Source organism: Micromonospora sp. ATA51, assembly GCF_016802855.1.
GTDB classification, from domain to species: Bacteria; Actinomycetota; Actinomycetes; order Mycobacteriales; family Micromonosporaceae; genus Micromonospora; species Micromonospora sicca.
Genome location: NZ_JAEVHJ010000388.1, coordinates 1 through 5,591 on the forward strand (window position 1 = coordinate 1; position 5,591 = coordinate 5,591).

The 5,591-nt window shown below is 75.2% G+C and carries 5 protein-coding genes; 3 read left to right on the forward strand and 2 right to left on the reverse strand.

What is annotated here, in order from left to right; genetic code table 11:
- A partial coding sequence (locus JNW87_RS33905; RefSeq protein ID WP_238455095.1) for a helicase-associated domain-containing protein occupies window positions 1–2,155 on the reverse strand: 2,155 nt, incomplete at its 3' end.
- A gap of 83 nt (window positions 2,156–2,238) precedes the next feature.
- Between JNW87_RS33905 and JNW87_RS33910 the strand changes: the two genes are divergently transcribed.
- The 3 genes from JNW87_RS33910 to JNW87_RS33920 all read left to right on the forward strand — a co-directional run bounded on the left by JNW87_RS33910 (window position 2,239) and on the right by JNW87_RS33920 (window position 4,778).
- Window positions 2,239–2,856 carry an HAD family hydrolase gene (locus JNW87_RS33910; RefSeq protein ID WP_109802371.1) on the forward strand — a complete coding sequence of 206 codons (618 nt, stop codon included), beginning with the start codon at window positions 2,239–2,241 and terminating at the stop codon, window positions 2,854–2,856.
- Between the two features lie 130 nt (window positions 2,857–2,986).
- Window positions 2,987–4,336: a transposase gene (locus JNW87_RS33915; RefSeq protein ID WP_238455096.1), complete on the forward strand. Its 1,350-nt coding sequence runs from the start codon at window positions 2,987–2,989 to the stop codon at window positions 4,334–4,336.
- A gap of 55 nt (window positions 4,337–4,391) precedes the next feature.
- Window positions 4,392–4,778, forward strand: a complete 387-nt coding sequence (locus JNW87_RS33920) for a cold-shock protein (RefSeq protein ID WP_109799597.1) — start codon at window positions 4,392–4,394, stop codon at window positions 4,776–4,778.
- Here the strand turns inward: JNW87_RS33920 and JNW87_RS33925 are convergent.
- Complete coding sequence (locus JNW87_RS33925; RefSeq protein WP_109799596.1) at window positions 4,739–5,569, reverse strand: 1,4-dihydroxy-6-naphthoate synthase; 831 nt, start codon at window positions 5,567–5,569, stop codon at window positions 4,739–4,741. The two genes, JNW87_RS33920 and JNW87_RS33925, sit on opposite strands and share 40 nt — an antisense overlap.
- Between the last annotated feature and the right edge of the window lie 22 nt (window positions 5,570–5,591).

Below are 5,591 nucleotides of genomic sequence, written 5' to 3' on the forward strand. Positions count from 1 at the left end.
CGCGCAGCCGGGGCAGCGCCAGCTTCGGCGCCGCCAGCGGGTCGAGGGCGCGCGTCGACACCGGCACCCGGGCCGGCGCCCGCCGGGTCTTCGGCCGGGCCAGCACCGCCGCACCGCTGGCATCCTCCGGCACCGGCGCGTAGCCGCCGTCGCGCAGCGCGATCAGCATCCGCCCCACCTGATACGGGGTGGAGAGCACCGTCGGCGCCAGCCGGCGGAACGCCAGCGACTCCAACCGCCGGTCGGCCAGCACCTCGGTGAGCAGCGCCTCGTCGTCGCTGCGCACGTAGCCGCCGGCGGAGCCGACCCGCAGCCCGCCGTGCTTGCGCGCCACGTCGTCCACCAGGTACGTCAGGCCCTGCGGGATCGGGGTCCGCGACCGGCGGCGGAACAGCTTGTGCAGGTCGTCGGCCGAGTAGCCGGCGTCCAGGGCCCGCCGGACGCTGGCCGTGGTGACCCGGTGCACGCTCGCCCCGCCCGCCGACTCGTGCTCGGCCACCACCTCCAGTTCGGCGGCGAGCGCCGGGTCGGGCGGGCCGGGCACCACCACGGTCAGGTCGGCCTGCACCAGGAAGTGGTCGACCGGGGCGGGGAGCAGGGCGTCCAGCGCGCGGACCGCGGTGGACGGCTCGCCCGACTCGGCCTCGGAGCGCAGCCCGAGCGGGTCGTCCGCGCCCCGCTCGTCGGCCTCGGTCACGTCGGACAGCAGCAGCCGCCCGTACGAGGTGAGCGCGCCGAGCCCAGTCACGCCGAGCTGGGCCGCCTCGGCCAGCACCTCCCGGTGCGCGGTCTCCCGGCCCCGGCTGCGCCGCGGCGCCCGCCAGTCCAGCACCTCCAGCATCTCGTCGGCGGTGGGCGCGGTCGCCGGTTCCAGGTCGGCCAGCACCCCCAGCACGGCCCGGCGGGCGGCCGGCGCGCCGGCCCGTTCCGCCTCGGCGGAGAGCACCGAGATCGGGCGGTCCCGGTCGTCCCGCTGGCCCACCAGGCCCACCTGACGGGTCATGGTCAGCCAGGCCCGGGCCAGCTGCTCCCAGCGCTGCGCGAGCGAACTGGCCCGCCACACCTCGTACCCGCCGGTGGGCAGGACCTGCTGGTCGCCGCCGTGCCGGGTGGTGGCGCTGCCGGTCAGGTCCAGTTCCCCGAGCAGCCCGGCCGCGTACGCCACCTCGAAGAGCAGCGCGGTGGTCGCGTCGTCCAGGCCGAGTCCCCGGGCCAGCCGGCGCAGGTCGCGGACGCCGACGCCGCCGGAGCGGAGCACCGGGGCCGGCTCGGCGGCGAGCGCCTCCAGCAGCCCCTCGGTGTGCCGGACCACCTCCATGGTCTGCCCGGCACCGGCGGAGTCGACGGCCTTCGGCTCACGCGGCGGGCTGGACACCACGGGCGGGCTGGTGCGCAGCGGGCCGAGCGGGCCGCTGTCCCGGCGCAGCAGCAGGCCCACCTCGCGGGGAAGTTCGACGGTGCCGCCGTCCTTGCCGCCCGAGATCCGCACGAGCAGCCGGTGGTCGACCAGCCAGCGGATCGGGGAGCCGGTCGGTGCGCCGCCGTTGGTGGCGTCCGGGGGCAGGCTGTCCTCCGCGCCGACCGCGGGGGCCTGCAGCGCGCCCGGGGGCACGCTGCCCACCGGCGGGCCGGCCGCGAGCCGGTCCAGGATCGCCCGCGCGGAGGGGGGTGCGGCCAGCAGTGTCCGGCGCAGCTTCGCCGGGTCCGCGCAGAGGGCCGCCGCGCGCGGGTCCAGCTCCGCGGCCGGTCGGCCCAACCCGGCCGGGTACGGGGCCACCTCGTCGACGCCGCCCACCACGCGCAGGTCGTGTTCGGGGCCGTACAGCAGGAAGAGCGCGCGGAGCCGGTTCACCGCGGCGCGGACGGCCGTCGGGGCGGTCGGGTGCGGGCCGGCGGTGGCCATCGCCAGGATCGCGTCGGTGGCGGTGCTCCCGGACTCGGGGTCGCGGGTGAGCCGGGCGGCGTCGAGGATCTGGAGGGTGAACTGGTCCAGCCCGTCCAGGGCGCGGGCCACGGAGACCCGGGACTGAGCGCGGATGGCCAGGGCGGAGATGTCGGCCGGCACCGGCACGACGAGGTCCGGCCGCAGTTGGAGCAGGGCGGCGAGGGACTCGTCGGGGAGGGTCCGCAACTGGTCGGCGAGTGAGGTGGTCATCGTCGTTCCACGCTAGCCCGGCCGGGGGCCGTCCCGCCCCTCGGACGTCCGGCTCAGCCGGGTTGGGCGGGTACGTTCTCGGCATGCCTGCTCTGATGGTCGGATTCGACCTCGACATGACCCTGGTCGACTCGCGTCCCGGGATCGCGGCGGCCTACCGGGCCCTGACCGCGCGGACCGGCGTGTACGTGGACGCCGACGCGGCGGTGTCCCGGCTGGGCCCGCCGCTGCGTACCGAGATCGGCCGGTGGTTCCCGCCGGAGCGGGTGGAGGAGGCGGTGACCGCATACCGGGAGCTGTACCCGGCGTACGCGATCACGCCGACCCTGCCGATGCCCGGCGCGGAGGCGGCGATCGACGCCGTGCACGCGCGCGGCGGCCGGGTCATGGTGGTGACCTCGAAGATCGGCCGGCTGGCGAAGCTGCACCTGGACCACCTCGGCCTGGCGGTCGACGAGCTGGCCGGGGACCTGTTCGCGGCGGAGAAGGCGACCGCGCTGCGGGAGCACGGGGGCACCCTCTATGTCGGGGATCACGTGGCGGACATGGCGGCGGCGCAGGCGGCGGGCATCCCGGGCGTGGGAGTGGCGACCGGTCCCTGCTCGCCGGCGGAGTTGTCGGCCGCCGGGGCGTACCTGGTGCTGGACGATCTCACCGGATTCCCGGCGGCGCTGGACCGGATCATCGGGCTAGTGCTCTGATCACAAACGTTGGCCGGGTGGGTCGGGTTCGGAAATGTCGTAGGGGTGGTGTTGGCTTCGGTTCGTGCCTCGTCGTCGGGATCCCGCCGGGCCGCGGGTCGTGCATCGCACCGCGCGCGTCGCCTTGCGGGTGACGGCCGGCCAGCGGCGGCGGTGCTTCGGGCTGCTGCGCTCCGCCGGTGACGTGTGGGCATGCGTGCTGGAGGTCAACGCGTGGCGGCGCCGCCGCCGAGACGTACCCCTGTCCGGTTACCAGGAGTTGTGCCGGGAGTTGGCGACGTCCGGGCCGGGCACGTTCGCGGAACTGAACTCCGTCGGTGCCCGGTCGGTGTTGCGCCGGTTTTCGGATGCGTGGTTCGCGGCGGCGAAACGCCGCAGCGCCGGTGGCGTGTCGGCGCGTTTTCCGCGTCGGCGGCGGGGGTTGGTGCCGGTGCGCTGGTATCACGGCACGTTCACCCTGGACGGGCACCGAGTGCGAATCCCGACCGCGAAAGGCTTTGCGCCTTTGTGGGTGCGCCTGGCCAGGGCGGTGCCGTACCCGGCCGAGCAGGTCCGCTCGATCACCCTGCTGTGTGAGGGTGGCCGCCTGTTCCTCGACGTGACCGCCGAGGTGCCGGTGGCCGTGTACCCGGCCGGTGAACAACCGGACCCGGGCCGGGTGGCCGGGGTGGACCTGGGGATCATCCACCCGTACGCGGTGGCCGGCCCCGACGGGGAGGGGCTGTTGGTGTCCGGGCGGGCGATCCGCGCCGAGCACCGCATGCACCTGGCCGACACCAAAGCCCGCCGCCGTGCGGTGGCCGGGCGGGCGCCGAAGCCGGGCCAGAAGGGGTCCCGGCGGTGGCGGCAGTACCGTCGCCGGGCACGCCTGGCGGAGGGCCGGCACCGGCGCCGGGTCCGTCAGGCGCAGCATGAGGCCGCCCGCACGGTTGTTTCCTGGGCGGTGGGGCAGCGGGTCGGTGTGCTGCACGTCGGCGATCCTCGCGGGGTGCTGAATCTGCCGGCGGGGCGGCGGCACAACCTGCGGTTGCGGCAGTGGCAGATCGGCCGGCTCCTGCAGGTCCTCACCGACAAGGCCACCCTGGCCGGGATCACCGTCCGGCTGGTCGACGAACGGGGCACCTCCTCCACCTGCCCCGCCTGCCACCGCCGGGTGCCGAAACCCCGCGGCCGGACCCTGTCCTGCCCGCACTGCGTATTCTCCGGCCACCGCGACCTCGTCGCGGCCGCCAGCATCGCCACCCGTGTTCCGGGCGGCGGATCCACCACCCCGGCAGCGGTTGTGCTGCCGGAGGTGGTCACGCACCGTCGAGCCGGCCGCACCTGCCCGGTGCCGGACGGTCCCGACGTGACCCCCGCCGCCCATCCCGGGCGGCGCGAGGATCAGTTGGCCCGCGGTGGCCCGCCCACCACCGGTGGGGAGTCGCTCGCCCAACAGGCGAGGATCCACAGCACCCACCGGACACCCGGTGAACGTTAGTTGACACCGCACTAGCCTGGGAGCAGTAGATGTCGAGCGAAGCAGGGGTTTTCAGGTGCCGACGGGTCGAGTGAAGTGGTACGACGCGGCCAAGGGATACGGGTTCGTCACCAGTGACGAGGGTGGCGACGTGTTCCTGCCCAAGGGCGCGCTACCGGCGGGCGTCAGCGACCTGAAGGGTGGTCAGCGGGTCGACTTCAGCGTGGTCGACAGCCGCCGGGGCGCCCAGGCGATGGGGGTCAAGCTGCTGGAGGCGCCGCCGTCCGTGGCGGAGCTGCGCCGCCGGCCGGCCGAGGAGCTGCACGGACTGGTCGAGGACATGATCAAGGTGCTGGAGGCGAAGGTCCAGCCGGACCTGCGCCGGGGCCGCTTCCCGGACCGGAAGACGGCGCAGAAGGTCGCTCAGCTGGTCCACGCGGTGGCCCGCGAGCTGGAGGTCTGAGGGACGAGCCCGGCGTCGGCGGCCCGGCCCAGCAGCGCCTCGACGGCGGCGAAGCCGGCCTTCCCCAGGTCGGCGGTGAACTCGTTGACGTAGAGGCCGATGTGCTGGTCCACCACGTCGGGCTCCATCTCCTGCGCGTGGGAGAGCACGTACTCCCGGCTGGCCTCCGGGTCGGCCCACGCCTGGCGTACCGACTCGCGGATCCAGGCGGCGGCCTCGACCGGGTCGACGGTGCCCTTGTGGGCCAGGATCGCGCCGAGCGGGATCGGCAGGCCGGTGTCGCCCTCCCACCACTCGCCGAGGTCGACCAGCGCGGTCAGCCTGTGCCGGGGGTAGGTGAACCGGGCCTCGTGGATCACCAGTCCGGCGTCGTACCGGCCGGCGGCGACGCCCGGCATGATCTCGTGGAACGGCACCACCTCGATCCGCGCCGGCGGCCGCTCCGCCGACCAGAGCCGGAAGAGCAGGTACGCGGTGGTCCGCTCGCCGGGCACCGCCACGGTGGCGCCGGAGAGGTCGGTCCGGTCGCCCCGGGTGAGCACGAGCGGGCCGCAGCCCCGGCCGAGCGCCCCGCCGCACGGCAGTAGGTGGTAGTCGTCCAGCAGCCACGGCAGCGCCGCGTAACTCACCTTGACCAGGTCGAACGCCCCGCGCTCGGCGGCCGTGTTGGTGACGTCCACGTCGGCGTAGGTGACCTCGACCGGCGGGGCGCCGGGCACCCGCCCGTGCACCAGGGCGTCGAAGACGAACGTGTCATTGGGGCAGGGCGAGATCGCCAGAGAGAGCGCCACGCCCCCACGTTAGCCCCGCCCT

Coding starts and splice junctions, on each gene's coding strand:
- JNW87_RS33910 (WP_109802371.1), top strand. CDS start 2,239: ATGCCTGCTCTGATGGTCGGATTCGACCTCGACATGACCCTGGTCGAC.